Source organism: Actinophytocola sp., assembly GCF_036378875.1.
In the GTDB taxonomy this organism is placed as follows: Bacteria; Actinomycetota; Actinomycetes; order Mycobacteriales; family Pseudonocardiaceae; genus Actinophytocola.
In genome coordinates, this window is the sequence record NZ_DASUVO010000072.1 from 1 (window position 1) to 17485 (window position 17485).

The following is a 17485-nucleotide window of genomic DNA, read 5'->3' on the forward strand; positions in this document are numbered from 1 at the left end:
AGCGCACCGTGGCCTGGTACCACGGCATGAAACGACTCCGCATCCGCTGGGAACGCCGCGACGACATCCACGAAGCCTTCCTCGCCCTGGCCACCTGCATCATCACCTGGCGACACGTCACACGGCTTTGTTAGGAACTCTTAGGCTCGCTCCCGTGCCGTGACCCGCTTGGCGGGTGTCCCGAAAGACGCGATCGGGACGTTCAACGACATGAGCGCGTCTTTCAGGACATCGCCCCCGGAACCCGGCCACGCGATGAAGGACGGGAGCCTTCATCGCGTGGCCGTCGGCTCGAACCGCTCGACCTTCGTGACACCAAGACATAAGGGGCCCGCTTCGCGGGGCCTCGTGCCCGCGGCGATGCGGGTTTCATCCCCGCATCGCGGGCTCCGCCTGCCCTACAGCACTCCAGCGAGAGCCGGTAGGTGCACGAGTGTCCCTTTCGCTCGGACTGACCACCGAAAGTTGTCCACAGGGGCCCGCGACCAGGTGTTTTGTCTCTGTGGGTTGGTACGATGGCCTCGGGGTGGCCCCCCGGGTATGGGTGGGGGATGCCTACGCAACCATCTGTGTTGGCGTTGATCAACGAGCGCGAGCTTGTCCCGCAACGCCGACCGAACTCTCCTGGGTGTGACGTAGCCCATGCCGTGACTTGGTCCGTCGGGACACCGGCAATCGCGACACCGCCTCCCGCGCGCCGCCCGCGAAGCGCGCCTGACCAGGCTGCCACCGCACAATGAGCACGCCACAAGATCACTACGGATCGCCTTTTCGCCCCCAGAACGACCCTTTGTCCCTCATTCGACGCGTTGGTGTTCGACTGTCCTTTTTGAGCGCTACCGTTGGTGACCGAACTGGCCTGACCATGACCATTTCGTAGATCAATTGTCATACTGTCGTTATAAAGTTCGCCCATTCGTGGTAGCTTCCGTCGCCGTGCGTGCGCGAAGAACTCTCCTGCCGGCTCTTACCGCCGCCCTCGCTGGTGCTCTTGTCGCCGGTGCGGCCACGGTGCTCACGAGCCTCCCTGCCGAATCCAACGCCAGTCAGGCCTCTCCGGACGGCGTGACGAGCGGCGCGGAGCGGAGACCGGAGGCCAGCGGACGGAGCGTCGACCGTTCGACCACGACGAGCGTGGCGCCGTCCTCCACCACGACGTCGCCGCCGACCACGTCCGCCCCGCCCGAGACCTCGTCGTCCACGCCGGCTCCGGCACCGCCGCCGCCACCGACGACGACCACCGTGCCGCCGGCACCACCGGTCACCCCCGCCGCGCCGGACGCCTCGGCCCAGGATCAGGTCGTGGCGCTCGTCAACGCGGCTCGCCAGGAGGCCGGCTGCGGTCCGGTGTCGGTCGACGGTCGTCTCACCACCGCCGCGCAGGGCCACGCGTCCGACATGGCGGCGCGCAGCTACTTCGACCACACCACGCCAGAAGGTGTGACCTTCGACCAGCGGATCACGAACGCCGGATATCCGAGCCCCGGGGCGGAGAACATCGCCCGTGGCGCCGAAACCGCCGCGAGCGTCATGGAGCTGTGGATGAACTCTCCCGGCCACCGCAGGAACATCGTCAACTGCGACCTGAACACGATCGGCGTGGGACTCGACCGCAACGGCTTCTACTGGGTCCAGGACTTCGGCTTCTGAACCGCTCAGCCGACTACTCCGTATAGACGATCGAACGGCTCACAGACGAGCTACGCGTCCTCATCCCCATCTCCCGGAGGAGAACGCTTATGGTGACGTTCGGTCTCGACATCTCCCACCACCAGGACCTCGCGCTCGACCTGGCCCAGTGTCGGCGCGAAGGCATCGATTTCGTGTTCGTCAAGGCCTCGGAAGGCTCGACGTTCGTCGACTCCGAGTTCGGCGCCAACGTCGCCGAGGCCCGCGCCGCCGGACTGCTGGTCTGCGCCTACCACTACCTGCGCAGCTCGGCGTCCGCGGCCGCACAGGTCGCCAACGTGGCGCGGGTCGTCCCGCGCGACGTGCCGGTCATCCCCGACGTGGAGTCCGGCTCCGGCGGAATCGGGCTGCTCCGCGACTTCGTGGACCAGGTACGCGCCACCGGCTACCACGTGCCCCTCACGTACCTGCCCCGCTGGTACTGGCAGCAACTCGGCTCCCCCTCACTCGCCGGGCTGCCGCCGCTCTGGAGCTCCCGCTATCCCGACAACGTGGTCGGCTCCATCGCCGACGAATGGGCCGACGTGCCAGCCAGCTACTGGTCCGGCTACGGCGGTCTGGAGGTCGCAGTACTGCAGTTCACCAGCTCCGCGCGCATCGCCGGACATCAACCCATCGACGCCAACGCCTACCGCGGCACGCGCGAGCAACTCGCCATGCTGCTTGGCCATCAGGAGAACCCCGTGAGAAACCTCATCCTCGCCCGCGAAGCCGGCAGCGTCCGCGTCTGGGTCGGCGACGGCATCAGCCGTCGCCACGTCCAGGACGAGAAGGAACTGGCCGGCCTGCAGTGGTGGATCGGTCAGCGGGGCGGCGACCCGACCGTCTACAACTTCGACGACCTGCGGGTGCTGGGCACGGACGTCGCCGTGCGGATCGGCACCGCCGACTACGAGGAGGCCGTGTCGACCATCCCGACGCAGTTCGACTACACCAAGTTCGTCAACGACGTGGCCGAGCAGGTCAGCTCGAAGCTCGAGCAGAAGAAGCCCTGAACTCCGCCGCGCGGTCGGCGACCCATCGCGCGAACGTCCGCGCCGGCCGGCCGGTCACGTCCGCCACGGTCGAGGTGACCACGGGCTGGCGCGGCATGACCGTGTAGGCGTCGAGCAGGACATCCACAAAGGACTCGGGGAGCCCGTCGACCAACAGTTGCGCCCTGGCCTCGGCTCGAGGCAGCTCCACCCAGCGCAGTGGTCGGCCCAGCACCTCGCCGATGATCCGCACCTGTTCGGCCTGCGTCAGCGCCTCCGGGCCGGTCAGGTCGTAGGTCTGGCCGACGCGCCGGTCGAGCAACGACCGCACCGCCACCGCCGCGATGTCGGCCTCGTGCAGCATCGCCATCGCCAGGTCGCCGTGCGCGCCCCGCACCTCGTCGCCCTCACGGATCTGCCCTGCCCACCACAAGGCGTTCACCGCGAACGTGCTCGGCCGAATCACGGTCCACTGTGGACATCGGGACACGAGTTCCGCCTGTGCGGCCATTGTCAGGTCACGGACGCCACCCGACCCGAGGTACACCACGTGTCGGGCGCCGATCGCGTCGAGCACGGACGGCAGCGCGGCGCCAGAATGCAGTGGCCACATCAGGAAGACGCCGTCGACACCACGGAGGTCGAGGGGTTCGCGGAGATCGCCGCGCGCCACCTCGACCCCCGGAGGAAACGTGGCGGTGGTGTCGCGGGTCAGTGCGCGAGCGGGGACTCCGGCCGCACACAGCTGTGCCACCACCTGCCGGCCCACGTTGCCGGTCGCTCCAGTTACCAGGATCATGCGCACACCCCAACGAGCCAGCCACGCGGCCGCCAGAAAAGAAGAACCACCCGCCTGAATCCGTCAGCGAGCTACCGTCTTCGCATGGAATCCGTCGATGACGTCGACCGCGGCCTGGTCCACGCCCTGCATCTCGACGGCAGGGCGCCGTTCGCGACGATCGCCGGCGTGCTGGGCGTGTCCGAGAACACCGTGGCGCGCCGGTACAAGCGGCTCCTCGGTGCCGGTGTGCTCCGCGTAGTCGGGTCCGCGAACGGGTTCCTGCTCGGCCGCACGTCGTGGACCCTCCGGATCCGTTGCACCCCAGACGTTGCCGCGCCCATCGCCGCCGCGCTCGCCCGCCGGCCCGACACGTTCTGGGTGCACATCATGTCCGGTGGCACCGAGATCTCCTGCAACCTCCAGTCCCACGACACCGCCACCCGCGACGCCCTGCTGATGGACAAACTGCCCCGCAGCACTCGCGTTCTGGACATCAGCGCTCACGCCATCCTGGGCGGCGAGCCCACCGAGTGGTCAGGCCTGCGCCACCTCACCGACGAGCAGGCCGCCCTCCTCACCCCGCCGCCACCAAAAACCGAGCCCCTCGATCTCGACGACGAGGACCACGCCCTCCTGTCCGCGCTCGCCGGCGACGGCCGGGCCCCGTACACCGCGCTGGGTCCGTCCGAGACGGCAGCACGCCGACGCCTCACCCGACTTCGGCGGGCCGGCGTGCTCGTGTTCGACCTCGACGTCCTCCCGGAGGCGCTCGGCTACCGCGCAGAGGCCCGCCTGTGGCTGAGTGTGCGACCCGCCGGTCTGGCGGCGACCGCCGCGACGGTCGCCGCACACCCAGAGACGTCCTTCACCGCGGTGACCACCGGCCGCACGAACCTCGTCGCGACGGTCATCTGCCGGGACTCGGCCGACCTGTACCGCTACCTCACCGAACGCATCGGCGTACTCGACGACGTGCACACCGTGGAGACCGCGCCCCTGACGCGCACGGTGAAACGCGCGGGCCGCCTACTCCCGCACTAGACAGAACGGGTGGCCTGCGGGGTCCGCGTAGACGTGCCAGCCCGACCGCGAGTCGTCCAGGACGGTGCCGCCCGCGGCGAGAGCGGTACGTCCCGCTTCCTCCAGATCGGACACCCCGAGGTCGACATGCGACTGCTGCGGGTATCGCGGGTCGGGCCAGCGCGGCGCCCGGTAGTCGGCGACGCGCTGGAAGCACAGCACGAAACCATTCGGCAGGTGCAGGGTCGACCAGCCGCCGCCCAGTGACCACCGGCGGTCCGGACGGTTCACCTCGCCGCCCAGCAGCGAGTGGTAGAAGCGCGTCAACACCTCGTCGTCGGGGCAGTCCAGCACCACACATTGCAGCGTCGCGATCACGTGGGCATCGTGCCCTATGCCTCGAACCGGTAGCCCATGCCAGCCTCCGTGAGCAGGTGGCGTGGCCGCGACGGTTGCGGTTCCAGCTTCCGGCGCAGTTGGGCCAGGTACACCCGCAGGTAGTGCGTCTCCGACGCGTAGCTGGGCCCCCACACCTCCTGGAGCAGCTGTTTCTGTCCCACGAGCTTGCCCCGGTTACGCACCAGCAGTTCGAGCACACCCCACTCCGTTGGTGTCAGGTGCACCTCGGCGCCGTCCTTCAACACCTTCTTCGCAGCCAGGTCGACCGTGAAGGCCGCGGTGACGACGACCGCCTCCTCGCCGTCCGTCGGGGCGGTCGACGCGCGGCGCACGGCGGCCCGCAGCCGGGCGAGCAACTCGTCCATGCCGAACGGTTTCGTCACGTAGTCATCAGCGCCGGCGTCGAGCGCGGACACCTTGTCACCCGAGTCGGTGCGTGCCGAGAGGACGATGATCGGCACCCTCGTCCAACCGCGCAACCCCTCGATGACGGTGGTGCCGTCGATGTCCGGCAATCCGAGGTCCAGCACCACGACGTCCGGCTTCGCGGCGGCCGCCACCTGGAGCGCCTCCTGCCCGGTCCCCGCCGTCGACACGTCGTACCCTCGGGCGGACAGGTTGATCCGCAACGCGCGCACGATCTGCGGCTCGTCGTCGACCACCAGCACTTTCGTCACTGGACACCGCCTTGGTCGGCCGGTAACGACAACACCACGGTCAGCCCGCCGCCCGGTGTGTCCTCGATTCTGATCATCCCACCCATGGCGTCCATGAAACCCTTCGCCACCGACATGCCGAGTCCGATCCCGCCCTTCGCGCCGCCGAACCGCTGGAACGGCGCGAACATCGTCTCCGCGGCGCCCTTCGGCAGTCCTCGGCCGTGGTCGACCACCCGCAGTTCCACCCGGTCGGAATGCGCGCTCGCCCGGATCGCGATCGGCGGCTCGGCCGGCGGCACGGATCGGTCGAGGCCGGGTGAGCCGTGCCGCAACGCGTTGTCGACGACGTTGGCGATCACGCGTTCCAGCAGGCCGACGTCGGCGAGGACGGCCGGCAGCCGCTCGTCGACGTCCAGCGAGATCGCGGCGCGACCGTCCAGACCGGCCAGTGCGCGGGCGACGACCTCGTCGTAGGTGACGGCCTTCAGCCTGACGTTGACCGAACCGGTGGCGAGCCGGGACGAGTCCAGCAGGTTGTCGATGATCCCGGACAGTCGGTCGGCCGCCTCCTCGATGTCCGCCAGCAGCGCCGCGCTGTCCTCCTCGGGCAGCGAGAGGTCCGGCGCGCGCAGGCTGCCGACCGCCGCCTTGATCGAGGTGAGCGGGGTGCGCAGGTCGTGGCCGACCGCCGACAGCAGTGCCGTGCGTAGCTCGGTCGTCTCCGCCAGCCGCTTCGCCTCCGCCGCCTCCGCCGACATCCGCTGCTGCCGCAACGCCAGCAACGCCTGCCCCGCAACGGTTTCCAACACACCGCGGGTCTCGGCGGGTAGCGCGCGGCCACGCAACGCCAGGTGCACGTCGGGAGTGACGACCACGTCCACGTCGGCGTCGTCTGGCACGTCGCACGGGGACGGCCCCACGCACGCGACCTGCCGCCAGTCGCCGTTTCCCTTCTCCAGCAACGCGACCGACGTCAGGCCGAAGTTCTCCCGGACCTTGGAGAGCAGGCGGTCGACCGGGTTCTCCGCGAGCAGAACCGTTCTGGCGTAGGAGGTCAGCAGCGCCGCCTCGGTCCGCGCCTCGATGGCCTGGACCGTGCGCCGGGCCGCGCGGTCCACGACCAGCGCGACGAGCGCGGCCACGACCACCATCGCGATCAGCGTGACGAGGTTCTCGGTGTGCGCCACGTTCAGCGTGTGCACGGGCTCGGTGAAGAAGAAGTTCAGCAGCAACCCGGACAGCACCGCCGCCACCAGCGCGGGACCGAGCCCGCCGACGAGCGCGACCGTCACGGCCACCAGGAAGTACCCGACCGCGTCGGTGGACAGCGAGACGTGTTCGCTGAGCAGGAGACCGCCAAGGGTCAGGGCGGCCGGCAGCACCACGGCCGCCACCCACCCCGCGATGCGGCGGCGCGGGCCGAGCGGGCTGCTCCCGCGTCGCGCCCGCCACCCGCGGCTCGCCTGCGGGTGGGTGACCATGTGCACGTCGATCGCCCCGGACCGCTGCACCACGGTCGCGCCGATGCCCTCGTCGAACAGCCGCGCGAACCGTGACCGGCGGGACGTGCCGAGAACGAGCTGGGTCGCGTTCACGCCCCGCGCGAAGTCCAGCAACGCGTCGGGCACGTCCTCGCCGACCACCGTGTGGAAGGTGGCGCCGAGGTTCTTTGCCAGGCGGCGCATCTCGGACACCGCACTGGGCGACACGCCGGTCAGGCCGTCGCCGCGCAGGATGTGTAGCACCATCAGTTCGGCACCGGCGCGGGCGGCGATGCGACTGGCGCGACGCACGAGCGTCTCGGTTTCCGGGCCGCCGGTGACCGCCACGACGACCCGCTCACGGGCCTCCCACGTCTCGGTGATCCGCTGCTCTGCCCGGTATCGCTGCAACGCGACGTCCACCTGGTCGGCCACCCACAGCAGCGCGATCTCCCGTAGTGCGGTCAGGTTGCCTGGCCGGAAGTAGTTGGACAGCGCGGCGTCGATCTTCCGGGCCGGATAGACGTTGCCGTGCGCGAGCCGGCGCCGCAACGCCTCCGGGGTGATGTCGACCAGCTCGACCTGCTGGGCCCGCCGCACCACCGCGTCCGGCACCGTTTCCTGCTGGCGCACCCCGGTGATCCGCTCCACCACGTCGTTGACGCTCTCCAGGTGCTGGACGTTCAGCGTGGACAGCACGTCGATCCCCGCCTCGAGCAGCTCCTCGACGTCCTGCCAGCGCTTGGCGTTGCGGGAGCCCGGGATGTTCGTGTGCGCGAGCTCGTCGACCAGAGCGACCTCGGGCTTGCGGGCGAGTACCGCGTCGACGTCCAGCTCCTTGAAGTCCCTGCCGCGGTAGTGCACGGTCCTGCGCGGCACGGCCTCCAGCCCTTCGAGCAGCCGGTCGGTCCGGTACCGCTCGTGGGTCTCGACGAGCCCGACGACCACGTCGGTGCCCCGTTCCAGGCGCCGGTGCGCCTCGCCGAGCATCGCGTACGTCTTGCCGACCCCGGGCGCGGCGCCGAAGTAGATGCGCAGCTCACCACGGCGGGGCTCGTCCCGACCGGGTGAATCATCCGGTTCTGTCTCGACTGCCACGGGGTCAGTCTGCGCCTCACACCCGAGGTGCGACCGCCGCAGGTCGGCAACATCATTGCCTCAACAACGAAAAAGGCGTTAATGTGATCTTTCCGTAGGGGTTGTCTCCGGATAAGGACCCCAATGAGTGACCTCAAACCACCCCGTCGCCCTCGCGCTGATGCTGTCCGTAACCGCGAGCACATCGTTCGGGCCGCCATTGACCTGTTGGTTGAGGAAGGGTCGACCGTCGCGCTGGAGACGATCGCCCGGCGGGCCGGCGTCGGCATCGCCACCCTGTACCGCCACTTTCCAGACCGGACGGTCTTACTTCGTCAGGTCGCGGTTGACATGCTGACGCAGTCCGCCAGATCGGCGACCATGGCGCTGGCGGAGGAACCGGACGCGTTCACCGCACTCGTCCGCCACCTGCACGCCTCGATCGACCTCCGCACGAGCGTGGTCGTGCCGATGCTCGCCCAGTCGGTTCCCGACGACGACGAGCTGGCCGCGGTCCGCGCCGAGTCCGACCGGTCGCTCGAGATGCTGGTGAAGGCCGCGCACGACGAGGGTTCACTGCGCCCGGACGTCGGCGCGGGAGACATCTGTCTGCTGATGATCCGGGTGGCTCGGCCCCTGCCGCTCCCCTTCGACGCCGAGGCCAACCGGGAGATGAGCCACCGCCACGCCGAGATCCTTCTCGACGGGTTGCTGCAGTTCCTCGCTGTCGAACCACTGCCGGGCCATCCGCTCGAACTCGCCGAGCTGGACCACATGCTCGGCGGTGTCAGGCCCGTGCCCGCCGCTGGCAACGGGGGCAGAAGTAGGACGAACGGTTCATGAACGGCTCACGCCGGATCGCCGTGCCGCACCGGGGGCACGGCAGACCTTCCTGCCCGTAGACGGCGAGCGACCGGTCGAAGTAGCCGGACTGCCCGTTCACGTTGACGTACAAGGCGTCGAACGAGGTGCCGCCCTGGCCGAGCGCCTCCCGCATGACGTCGGTCGCCGCCGCGAGGACCTCGGTCGCCTTCCCCGCCGACAGCTTGTCGGTCGGCCGGGACCAGTGCAGCCGGGCACGCCACAGCGCCTCGTCGGCGTAGATGTTGCCGATGCCCGACACGAGGGTCTGGTCCAGCAGCGCCCGCTTCAGCTCGGTCCGCTTCTTCCGCAACGCGGCGACGGCCGCCGAGATGGAGAACGCCGGATCCATCGGATCGCGGGCGATGTGGGCGACCGCGGACGGGATCGGCGTGCCGTCGACCGTCACCAGGTCGTCGACGAGGAAGCCGCCGAAGGTGCGCTGGTCGACGAACCGCAGCTCGGGGCCGTCGTCGGCGAAGCTGAACCGCACTCGCAGGTGCTTCTCGTCCGGCGTCCCGACGGGTTGCACCAGCAGCTGGCCGCTCATGCCGAGGTGCGCGATCAGCGCGAGGTCCTCGGACAGCTCGAGCCACAGGTACTTGCCACGCCGACGGACGGCCACGACCTTGCGTCCGGCGAGCCGTCCGATGAAGTCGCCGGAGCCGAGCACGTGCCGCCGGATGGCCCTCGGGTGGTGGACCTCGACGGCCGCCAGCGTGCGGCCGGTGACATGGGTGTCGAGACCGAGTCGGACGACCTCGACCTCGGGAAGCTCAGGCACTGGCCCGCCTCCCCGGAATCAGAAGTGTTGGTTGCGTTCCGGCCAACGGCGCGGCTGCTAGTCCTTGTCGGTGCCGTTCTGGTTGCCGGAGTTGAGAAGTTCCGAGAGGGTGCGCCATGCGGCCTCGGCGGCCTTCTGCTCGGCTTCCTTCTTCGTGGTGCCGTCGCCGCTGCCCCGGTCCTGACCCGCGACGATCACCGTGGCGGTGAACTCCTTGCGGTGGTCGGGACCTTCCTCTTTCACCCGGTACTCGGGCACGCCGAGGCTCGCCGACGCCGTCAGCTCCTGCAATGACGTCTTCCAGTCGAGCCCGGCGCCCAGCCGGGGCGCCTCCGTCAGCAGCGGGTCGAACAGCCGGTGCACGAGCTGACGAGCGGTGTCGATGCCGTGCTTCAGGTACACCGCGCCGATCACGGCCTCCATGCCGTCGGCGAGGATGCTCGCCTTGTCCCGGCCGCCGGTCAGCTCCTCGCCCTTGCCGAGCAACAGGTGCGCGCCGAGCCCGCCCTCGCCGAGCCCGCGGGCCACGCCGGCGAGCGCGTGCATGTTCACGACGCTGGCGCGCAGCTTCGCCAGCTGCCCCTCGGGCATCTCCGGGTGCGTCCGGTACAGGTGGTCGGTCACGACCAGACCGAGCACCGCGTCGCCGAGGAACTCCAGCCGCTCGTTGGGTGGCAACCCGCCGTTCTCGTAGGCGTACGAGCGGTGGGTCATGGCGAGCTTCAGCAGCTCGGCGTCCAATCCGACGCCGAGCGCCTCGAGCAGCTTCTTGGGGTCAGCCGTCGGCCCCCTCGCCGCCCTGTTCGCCACTGTGGCCTACTCCTGGATCAGGCTGGCTCGGTGACCTGACGACCGGCGTACTGGCCGCAGCTCGGGCACACGACGTGCTGCGGCTTGGGCTTGCGGCACGCGCGGTTCGAGCACTCCACCAGGTGGACAGCGCTGGTCTTCCACTGCGACCTGCGCGCGCGCGTGTTCGACCGCGACATCTTCCGCTTGGGGACGGCCACGACTAGTTCTCCTTCAATGCTCCTGGTTGATCGGACAGCCGCTCAGGCGTCACGATCCGTGTGGAACCGCTCCGTGAGCGCGGCCCATCGAGGGTCAATCGTCTCATGCCGGTGATCGGGACCGAGATCGGCCCACCTTCCACCGCACTCCGGGCACAGACCCGGGCAGTCGTCGCGGCACAGAGGGGCCGCCGGGAGGGCGAGGACGATCGCGTCCCGCACCACCGGCTCAAGATCGACTTTATCGTCGACCAGGCGGAAGACCTCGTCGGAGTCGGTGGTCTCCTCGGTGATGCTGTCCGGGTAGGCGAACAGCTCGGTGAACTCGACCTCGATGTCGTTGTCCTCCGGCGAGATCGGGTCGAGGCAACGCGCGCACTCCCCCGCGACCGGCGCGAGAGCCGTGCCGGTGACCAGCACACCCTCCACGACCGACTCGAGCAGCATGTCCAGCTCGACCTTGGCGCCCTTGGGCACGGCGATGACACCCTCGACCCCAATGGGGCTCTGGGCCTCGATGACCCGCTCCAGCTTGCGGGAGAGCCCGGGCCGACGGCCCAGCTCCCGGGTGTCGAGGACCCACGGGCTGTTGCGTTGTTCGGGCATGGCGAACGTCGGGTTCCCTGTTCGTTCGAGAAAGATCCGCGACCGCGGCTCTTTGACCAAGGACAGCTCGAATCGTCACCGGCGACGGCAACCGAGATGGTCGCACCGCGCAGCCGGCCCGTTCCGACCTGTCCTCGTCAAAGCCTACGCGGCTCAGGCGGAGTAATCGAACGGGGCGGCCGACGCCGGCTCGGCCGCGGACGACGGGACCGGGGGCATGCCCGCGGCGCCGCTGCGCAGGTGCGCACGACCCTTGCTGACGGTCCGCAGCGTGTGGGAGAGCAGGTCGGCGAACTCGGAGAGCTTCCCGTCCACGTACTCGTCGCACTCGCCACGCTGGCGGGTGACCTCGTCGGCGGTGGCGTCCAGGATCCGGGCGGACTCCAGGTGCGCGGCCTGCACGACCTCGGTCTGCGCGACGAGCCGGGCCTGCTCACGGCGACCGTCGTCGACCGACCGCTCATAGGACTCGCGACCAGCCTGGATCATCCGGTCGGCTTCCACCTGTGACCGGTTGACCAGGTCGTCGTACTTGGCCTGACCAGCGACGATGGTCCGATCCGCGTCGTTGCGGGCGTCGTCCAACAGCCGGTCCGCGTGCGCCTGGGCCTCGTCGATCAGCCGCTGTGCCTCGGCACGGGCCTCCGCGATGGTCTGTTCGGCCTCCAGGTTGGCCTTGCTGATCGTCTGCTCGGCCTCGTGCTCGGCCTGCCCGACGATCTCGTCCTTGCGGTCGAGCACGTCCTGGGCGTCGTCGACCTCGCTGGGCAGCGCGTCCCGCACCTCGTCGAGCAGTTCGAGGATGTCCCCGCGGGGCACGACGCAACTCGAGGTCATCGGCACGCCACGAGCCTCCTCCAGGATCGTGACGAGCTCGTCGAGGGCCTCGAAGACCTTGTACACGTGGTACCTCCCTCCATTCGCACTCCCTAGTCTGCCGTTTCCGCCGGAGCGGGCGGGGGAGATCGGGGGCATCGGTGTGTCAGGCTGTGATCATGGAGATCAGACGCGCCACCGAGGAGGACGTGCCCGCGATCGTCGACATGCTCGCCGACGACCCACTGGGCGCACGCAGAGAGCGCCCAGGCGACCCGGCGTACGCGGCGGCGTTCAAGGAGATCGACAGCGACCCCCGCCAACTACTGGTGGTCGCCGACGCCGACGGCGACGTGATCGGCACGCTCCAGCTCACGTTCATCCCGGGCCTGTCCCGCCTCGGCTCGTCCCGCGCGCTGATCGAGGCCGTCCGCGTACGCACCGACCAACGCGGCACCGGCCTCGGCACCGAACTGATCCAGTGGGCCATCGACACCGCCCGCACCCGAGGCGCGGCCCTGGTCCAACTCACCACGGACGCCACCCGCGAGGACGCGCACCGCTTCTACGAACGTCTGGGCTTCAAAGCAACACACGTGGGCATGAAGCTGATCTTCTAACGCGCAGCGTGGCCTCCGGTGCGGAGCGGCGGCGATGTCCTGAAAGACGCGTTCATGTCGTTGAACGTCCCCATCGCGTCTTTCAGGGCACCGGCCATGTCCCGGCAGGCGCCTGAGTTATCCACAGGGCAGCCGGTGGGGCTGGAATGTTTGGTCCTTCGCGTCGATCGTGTGAGCATGCGTAGAGGTGACTGGGCCCACGATCCGCAGACGCTTCAGCGGGCGAGCCGGAGTGGCGCCATTCGAGTGGCCACGCTCGAAGAGCTGGGTGTGCCACCACGGACGTCCTACCGCCGGTGCCTGCCGGGTGGACCATGGCAGCGGCTGTTGCCAGGTGTCGTGCTGCTGACGAACATGCCACCCACGAGACTGCAGCTCGTCGAGGCAGCCCTGCTGTATGGCGGGCAGGACACACTGGTCACCGGGCTCGAGGCCTGCCAGCGGCACGGGTTACGCAATCTTCCCGACTCCTACGGCATCCATTTGCTGGTGCCGGCCGGTCGCCACCTCCACAGCACGGGCAACGTGGTCGTGGAACGCACCAAGCGGTTCCCGAAGCCGGTGGTGCGTGACGGTGTACCGCTGGCTCCGCCGGTCAGGGCAGTGATCGACGCTTGCCGCCGTCTCACGAGCCGTGACCCGGTCCAAGCGCTGATCACGGAAGCGGTGCAACGTGGTCGAGTGCCTCCGGCATGGTTGAGCCTCGAGTTGGCGGCCGGTAGCCGGCGCGGCACGGCCGTACCCCGGGACGTGCTGAGGGACGTCATCGTCGGTGCGCGATCCGATGCAGAGGTCGACGCGATACGGGTCTGGGAGCGAACCGGCCTGCCACGACCGGCGTGGAACGTGCCGCTCCGTGACACGAGCGGCACGTACCTCGGTACGCCCGACGCGTGGTTCGCCGAGGTCGGTCTCGCATGGGAGATCGACTCGTACGAGTTCCACTTCGAGCGGGAGGCCTACGCGAACACGGTGAACCGCAACGCGCGGTACGCAGGCCGGAATCGCGGTGTTGCAGACGCTCCCGACGCGCCTGCGCACCGACCCCGACGGAGTGGCGGCGGAGCTGACCGCTGCCTATCGGGCAGCCGAGGCTCGCGCCCTCCCCCGGCCGGCGGCGTCCTGAAAGACGCGTTCGAGACACCGCCGGAGTCATGAAAGACGCGTTCATGTCGCTGAACGACATGAACGCGTCTTTCATGACATGGGCGTCCCCGGGCGGCGCCCGCCCGCCGGGCGCGCTGCCCACCGGGCGCGCTGCGCGCCCGGTGGGGCGCTACTTGTCTCGGGACAGGCGGTCCAGTAGGCGGCGGTGCACGGTTGCCGGGAGCAGGTGTGCGACGTTGCCGCCGTAGGTCGCCACTTCCTTGATCAGTGAGCTGGACAGGAAGCTGTTCTCCGGCTTGGTGGGCATGAACAGCGTCTCCACGCCCGTGAGCTGCTGGTTCATCTGTGCCATCTGCAGCTCGTAGTCGAAGTCGCTGACCGCGCGTAGGCCCTTCACGATGGCCTGGATGTCGTTCTGGCGGCAGTAGTCGACCAGCAGGCCGTGCCAGGAGTCGATGCGCACGTTCGGCAGGTGGGCGACGGACTCGGCGAGCAGCTCGATCCGCTCCTCGACCGTGAACAGGCCCTTCTTGCTCTTGTTGACGAGCACCGCGACGACGACCTCGTCGAACAGGCCGGCGGCTCTCTCCAGGATGTCCAGGTGGCCGTTGGTCGGCGGGTCATAGGAACCGGGACAGACGGCTCGCCTCATGGCGCGGAAGGTATCAGTCCCCACCAGCGTCGATGTCGCGACGGTGGTCTTGCTCACGCATCCGCGCCCAGTGGAGCGAGGTCTCGCCGTAGTGCCGGACCTTCATGGGGGACAACGGCTCCGGCCACGCGAGGTCGGCGGCCCGGCGGGAACGTTCGACGATCACGAGCGCGCCGGGAGCGAGCCAACCGCCGGAGACCAGCAGCGACAGCTCCTGGCTCAGGTCCTCGGCCGCGTAGGGCGGGTCGGCGAGGACCAGGTCGAACGGCTCCGGCGAGCCAGCGGCCAGGACCGTGGCCACCTTGCCGGCGCGGACGGTGCCCGGGAGGCCGACCGTGGCGACGTTCTTGCGCAGCACGGCCAACGCGCCCGCCGCCGACTCCACGAACACCGCCGACGACGCTCCCCTCGACAGCGCCTCCAGCCCCAGCGCCCCGGTGCCGGCGTACAGGTCGAGCACCCGCGTGCCGTCGAGTTCCAAAGCCGACTCGACCGCGCTGAACAGGGCCTCCCGCACCCGGTCGGACGTCGGCCGGGTGCCCTTCGGCGGTACGGCCAGCCGCCGCCCACCAGCGGTACCCGCCACGATCCTCGTCACGTGCCCATACTCTCAGGCGCGCCATTCTTTGATCAGGGTCTCGCCACCTTGCCCGTCGAATTCGCGTAGGCTCGCTCTTCCCATCCACACAGCGGCAACACCGGGGAGTGTGCGTGTCGCAGACCTCCGACAGGCAGACCGAGATAGCGGTCGAACAGGCCCACGTCGACGTCGTCTACAAGCGCGTCGACGAGATGCGCGTCGAGGCAGAGGCCATGCGCAGAAGGGGCGACCAGCTCGCGCACGGCGCGCGCAACGAGGCGATCTTCGAGCAGGCGGCGATGCTGTTCGAGCGGGACGTGATGGTGCGCCACGCCACACAGATCCTGCGCAGCCTCGACGCCGAGCACGAGGGGCTCGTGTTCGGCCGGCTGGACGACACCGACGGCGAGACCCAGTACGTCGGCCGGCTCGGCATTCGTGATGTGAACTTCGACAACCTGGTCACCGACTGGCGCGCGCCCGCGGCGGCCGCCTTCTACCAGGCCACGGCCGAAAACCCGATGGACGTGGTGCGCCGCAGGGTGATCCGGTCCACCGGGCAGTCCGTTGTGGACATCGACGACGACCTGCTGGCCCCCGAGAAGCGGCCGGACGACATGGCCGTGGTCGGCGAGGGCGCCCTCATGGCGTCGCTGACCCGCGCCCGCGGCGACAAGATGCGCGACATCGTCGCCACTATCCAGCGCGAGCAGGACGAGGCGATCCGGGCGCCGTGGAAGGGTGTCACCGAGATCACGGGCGGGCCGGGCACCGGCAAGACGGCGGTCGCGCTGCACCGGGTCGCCTACCTCCTGTACCGGGACCGGCGCCGCATGGGCGGCTCCGGGGTGCTGGTCATCGGGCCGTCGCCGGCGTTCACCTCCTACATCTCGCGGGTCCTGCCCTCGATGGGCGAGGACACGGTCGAGCTGCGGTCGCTCGGCGAGGTGCTCGACGGCGCCCGTGCCGTCGGCATCGACCCGGCCGACGTGGCCAGGATCAAGGGCTCGCTGCGGATGCGCCGGGTGCTCAAGCGGGCACTGCGTGAGCCGCCGCCGGACGCGCCGAACGAGCTGCGCATCACCTACCGCGGCCAGGTGCTCAAGCTCGACGAACGCGACCTTTCGAAGGTTCGCCGCGCGGTGCACTCGATGAGCCGGCCACCGAACCAGTCGCGGGTCGACGCCGCGGAGGCGTTGCTCGAGGCGCTGTGGCGCAAGAGCGAGGGGCACGGGCTCGGTTTCGACAAGAACGAGCTGCTGACCGACCTGGGCGAGCGGATCGACTTCCACCGGTTCGTGGTGGTGTGGTGGCCGATCCAGACCGAGCGGGAGGCGCTGCGGCTGCTCGCCGACCGGGACCGGCTCGCCCGTGCCGCCGGCCGGGCCCTCAAGTCCGACGAGATCGACGCGCTCGTCGCGTCCTGGGCGGATTCCACCGCGGGCCCGACGGTCGCGGACGTCGCGTTACTCGACGAGCTGCGCGTGCTGCTCGGCCCACCGCCGAAGCGGCACCAACGCAGGACCGCGCAGCTGGCGGCCGAGCAGCAGGAGTGGTCGGAGGGCCCGCGGCGCCCCGAGCACTACGACGAGTACTCGCACATCGTGGTCGACGAGGCGCAGGACCTGTCCCCCATGCAGTGGCGGATGGTCGGGCGACGCGGCAAGTACGCGAGCTGGACGGTGGTCGGCGACCCCGTACAGAGCTCCTGGCCAGACCCGGACGAGGCGGCCTCGGCCAGCGCCGCGGCGCTGGGCGCCCGCGCACAGCGGAAGCATTTCCAGCTGCGCACGAACTACCGCAACTCGGCGGAGATCTTCGAGCTGGCCGCCCAGGTGGTGACCGACGTGGCGAGGCCCGACCAGCTGCCGCACGCGGTACGCAGCACGGGTGTGAAGCCGTCGGTGCGAGTGGTCGACCCGTCCGAGCTGGCCGAGTCGCTGCGGGTGGCGACCGCCCAGCTGCTCGACGAGATGGACGGCACAGTGGGCGTGATCACGGCGTCCGGGCGGCTCACGGAGGCCCGCGAGGTGCTGGCCGACGTGACCGACGAGCGGCTGCACGTCGTCGACGGCATCGAGGCGAAGGGCCTGGAGTACGACGCGGTCGTGCTGGTCGAGCCGACGGAGCTGGTGACGGAGTCCACGACCGGGCCGCGCACGCTGTACGTGGCGCTGACCCGCGCGACCCAGCGGCTCACCGTGCTGACGAGCGACCCGGCCTGGCCGTAGCCGGAATACCGGCCGGTCGGCCCCGGTTGGGCACGACATGGACGAAACGACGGTCGCCCCGCGGACTCCCCCGCGCGAGGAGGATGTGCTGCCGGTGCTGGTGTCACTCGGGGACGCGGACGTACCCGTCTGCGAGGA

General features: G+C 69.7%; 19 protein-coding genes and 1 pseudogene. 8 read left to right on the forward strand and 12 right to left on the reverse strand.

The genetic code is table 11. The features are described from left to right. Positions 1-134 (forward strand): annotated as a pseudogene (locus VF106_RS20085) (IS5/IS1182 family transposase); the annotation flags it as partial. Positions 135-1046: 912 nt separating this feature from the next. On the opposite strand, the gene VF106_RS20090 reads toward VF106_RS20085, so the two are convergent. After that, the gene (locus VF106_RS20090; RefSeq protein ID WP_330841295.1) at positions 1047-1265 is read right to left on the reverse strand and encodes a hypothetical protein; all 219 of its coding nucleotides are present in this window, start codon (positions 1263-1265) and stop codon (positions 1047-1049) included. Positions 1266-1302: 37 nt separating this feature from the next. Here VF106_RS20090 and VF106_RS20095 point away from each other — a divergent pair, with 37 nt between their 5' ends. Both VF106_RS20095 and VF106_RS20100 read left to right on the forward strand, forming a co-directional pair. Beyond that, the gene (locus VF106_RS20095) at positions 1303-1650 is read left to right on the forward strand and encodes a CAP domain-containing protein (RefSeq protein ID WP_330841296.1); all 348 of its coding nucleotides are present in this window, start codon (positions 1303-1305) and stop codon (positions 1648-1650) included. Between the two features lie 89 nt (positions 1651-1739). Then, the gene (locus tag VF106_RS20100) at positions 1740-2684 is read left to right on the forward strand and encodes a glycoside hydrolase family 25 protein (RefSeq protein WP_330841297.1); all 945 of its coding nucleotides are present in this window, start codon (positions 1740-1742) and stop codon (positions 2682-2684) included. Here the strand turns inward: VF106_RS20100 and VF106_RS20105 are convergent. After that, positions 2653-3462: an NmrA family NAD(P)-binding protein gene (locus tag VF106_RS20105; RefSeq protein WP_330841298.1), complete on the reverse strand. Its 810-nt coding sequence runs from the start codon at positions 3460-3462 to the stop codon at positions 2653-2655. The genes VF106_RS20100 and VF106_RS20105 overlap by 32 nt on opposite strands. 84 nt (positions 3463-3546) lie before the next feature. On the opposite strand from VF106_RS20105, the gene VF106_RS20110 reads away from it, so the two are divergent. Next, on the forward strand, positions 3547-4485 hold the full coding sequence (locus VF106_RS20110) for an Lrp/AsnC family transcriptional regulator (RefSeq protein ID WP_330841299.1): 939 nt from the start codon (positions 3547-3549) through the stop codon (positions 4483-4485). Here VF106_RS20110 and VF106_RS20115 read toward each other — a convergent pair. Genes VF106_RS20115 through VF106_RS20125 form a run of 3 tightly spaced genes read right to left on the reverse strand, consistent with a single transcriptional unit; the run spans position 4471 to position 8101 of the window. Further along, entirely contained in the window at positions 4471-4842 is a 372-nt protein-coding gene (locus VF106_RS20115) for a VOC family protein (protein ID WP_330841300.1), read from the reverse strand. The two genes, VF106_RS20110 and VF106_RS20115, sit on opposite strands and share 15 nt — an antisense overlap. Positions 4843-4856: 14 nt before the next feature. Continuing rightward, a complete protein-coding gene (locus VF106_RS20120) occupies positions 4857-5540 on the reverse strand; it encodes a response regulator (RefSeq protein ID WP_330841301.1) in 684 nt (227 codons plus the stop codon). Next, on the reverse strand, positions 5537-8101 hold the full coding sequence (locus VF106_RS20125) for a sensor histidine kinase (RefSeq protein WP_330841302.1): 2565 nt from the start codon (positions 8099-8101) through the stop codon (positions 5537-5539). The genes VF106_RS20120 and VF106_RS20125 overlap by 4 nt, the downstream gene beginning before the upstream one ends. A 123-nt stretch (positions 8102-8224) precedes the next feature. On the opposite strand from VF106_RS20125, the gene VF106_RS20130 reads away from it, so the two are divergent. Continuing rightward, positions 8225-8923, forward strand: a complete 699-nt coding sequence (locus VF106_RS20130) for a TetR/AcrR family transcriptional regulator (protein WP_330841303.1) — start codon at positions 8225-8227, stop codon at positions 8921-8923. Here VF106_RS20130 and mutM read toward each other — a convergent pair. The 5 genes from mutM to VF106_RS20155 form a co-directional block, all read right to left on the reverse strand. Then, a complete protein-coding gene (mutM, locus tag VF106_RS20135) occupies positions 8868-9725 on the reverse strand; it encodes a bifunctional DNA-formamidopyrimidine glycosylase/DNA-(apurinic or apyrimidinic site) lyase (protein ID WP_330841304.1) in 858 nt (285 codons plus the stop codon). The two genes, VF106_RS20130 and mutM, sit on opposite strands and share 56 nt — an antisense overlap. Before the next feature lie 57 nt (positions 9726-9782). After that, a complete protein-coding gene (gene rnc / locus VF106_RS20140) occupies positions 9783-10490 on the reverse strand; it encodes a ribonuclease III (RefSeq protein WP_414639033.1) in 708 nt (235 codons plus the stop codon). Between the two features lie 62 nt (positions 10491-10552). Further along, complete coding sequence (gene rpmF / locus VF106_RS20145; protein ID WP_330841306.1) at positions 10553-10735, reverse strand: 50S ribosomal protein L32; 183 nt, start codon at positions 10733-10735, stop codon at positions 10553-10555. A gap of 42 nt (positions 10736-10777) precedes the next feature. Next, on the reverse strand, positions 10778-11341 hold the full coding sequence (locus VF106_RS20150) for a YceD family protein (RefSeq protein ID WP_330841307.1): 564 nt from the start codon (positions 11339-11341) through the stop codon (positions 10778-10780). A gap of 153 nt (positions 11342-11494) precedes the next feature. Next, positions 11495-12244, reverse strand: coding sequence for an SPFH domain-containing protein (locus VF106_RS20155; RefSeq protein ID WP_330841308.1), 750 nt, complete (start codon positions 12242-12244; stop codon positions 11495-11497). Between the two features lie 92 nt (positions 12245-12336). On the opposite strand from VF106_RS20155, the gene VF106_RS20160 reads away from it, so the two are divergent. After that, entirely contained in the window at positions 12337-12777 is a 441-nt protein-coding gene (locus VF106_RS20160) for a GNAT family N-acetyltransferase (protein ID WP_330841309.1), read from the forward strand. A gap of 177 nt (positions 12778-12954) precedes the next feature. Beyond that, a complete protein-coding gene (locus VF106_RS20165) occupies positions 12955-13935 on the forward strand; it encodes a hypothetical protein (RefSeq protein ID WP_330841310.1) in 981 nt (326 codons plus the stop codon). A 118-nt stretch (positions 13936-14053) separates the two neighbouring features. Here VF106_RS20165 and coaD read toward each other — a convergent pair whose 3' ends face one another. Beyond that, positions 14054-14536: a pantetheine-phosphate adenylyltransferase gene (gene coaD, locus VF106_RS20170; RefSeq protein WP_330841311.1), complete on the reverse strand. Its 483-nt coding sequence runs from the start codon at positions 14534-14536 to the stop codon at positions 14054-14056. 13 nt (positions 14537-14549) lie between these two features. Next, positions 14550-15134: a 16S rRNA (guanine(966)-N(2))-methyltransferase RsmD gene (gene rsmD / locus VF106_RS20175; RefSeq protein WP_330841312.1), complete on the reverse strand. Its 585-nt coding sequence runs from the start codon at positions 15132-15134 to the stop codon at positions 14550-14552. A 113-nt stretch (positions 15135-15247) separates the two neighbouring features. Between rsmD and VF106_RS20180 the strand changes: the two genes are divergently transcribed. Then, positions 15248-17347: a HelD family protein gene (locus tag VF106_RS20180; protein ID WP_330841313.1), complete on the forward strand. Its 2100-nt coding sequence runs from the start codon at positions 15248-15250 to the stop codon at positions 17345-17347. Positions 17348-17485 lie beyond the last annotated feature (138 nt).